Genomic DNA, 1,447 nt, shown 5'->3' on the forward strand with positions numbered 1-1,447 from the left:
CGTTGCGCAGGAGTCACGAACTTAATTCGACTATGCCTATGCTTGTTGTTGTACCAATTAGCGAAACCTTTTACCCAAACTCTCGCATCTTCAAGACTCTTAAAGCCTTCACTTGGCCAACGATGACAGTACTTGACCGTGCGGAACAGTGATTCCGAATACGGATTATCATTGCTTACACCAGGACGGCTTCGAGAGCCTATTACACCCATTTCAAGCATTTTGGCTTGCATCGTCAGGCATTTCATCGGACTGCCGTTATCTGAGTGCAAAACGACATTTTGTTTTACGCATTTTTCAGCCCAAAGAGTGCGCTCAAGCAACTCAGCGGCATATTCACCAGACTCGCTCTCATGAACTTCCCAACCCACAATTTTACGACTGAAGATGTCGACTATCATGTACAGGTAGAAGAACCGACCAATGACGCTTGAAGGACAGTAGCTGATATCCCAAGTCCACACTTGGTTTGCTCCTGTCGCTGTATACCCCTTAGGCTTAGCTCGGCTACCTTTAGGTTTTGCTTTGCCTCGATGGATTAGCTGGTCATGGGCTTTCAACACACGATAAAAGCTTGACTCAGATGCAATATATCGCCCTTTATCTGCCAACATTGGCACTATCTGGCTAGGTCCTAAATTGGCGTATTCTTCTTGGTTACTGGTATCTAATATTGCTTGCTGCTCTTCCTCAGTGAGCTTATTTTTCGGCTCAGGTCTATCCGCAGCAGGCCTTTTATCACCTATGATTTCACCATGTTCCTGCCACCGCTGTAACGTTCGTATGGATAAACCAATTTCTTCACAAGCTTTCTCTTTTCTTGCGCCAGAGGTAACGGCTTCATCAATCAAAGATACATAATGCTGCCTATCTGTGAGTGAGGTTAACTGTCCTCGTCTTCCCCCCAGTAGGCATTTAACTTTTTTCTCAGCACCAATAAGGCTGCAGTTTCAGCAAGGGCTGCATCTTTACGCTTTAGTTCTCTTTCCAGTTCTTTAATCCGCTTATGATCAGCCTTTCGTTCTTGGGCTAATTGCTTACGCTGCTGGGCTTGCGTTTGATTACCCGTAATACAGCTTTGCTTCCACTCTTTAACTTGTTCAGGGTAAAGCCCTTTTTCACGGCAATACTGACTTAATTCAATTTCGTTCAATGCTACCGTTTCTAAAACAATTGAGAACTTTTGCTCTGGTGACCAACCATCCGAACTATGACTATCTGCCAAACAGACACCTGCTGTTAAATATTTATTTTGCCAAGAATACAAAGTCGATAAGTTGATACTTTCTTGCTTTGCGAATTGCCGTAATGATAAGCCACTTTCAAGGAGCTTTCTAATGACAGCTTGCTTATGATCTTCTGGATAATGCTTCACTCACAACTAACTTACCGCCCCCTGTTTTATTTTTATGAAAAACTGAGGCGACAACTATCCTGACACAGGGGG

The 1,447-nt window shown here is 43.9% G+C and carries 1 pseudogene; it reads right to left on the minus strand.

Annotated elements, in window-relative coordinates:
* Positions 1–1,375, minus strand: a pseudogene (locus L2748_RS23870) (IS3 family transposase); the annotation flags it as partial.
* Between the last annotated feature and the right edge of the window lie 72 nt (positions 1,376–1,447).

The organism is Shewanella sairae (genome assembly GCF_023283535.1).
GTDB lineage: Bacteria > Pseudomonadota > Gammaproteobacteria > Enterobacterales > Shewanellaceae > Shewanella > Shewanella sairae.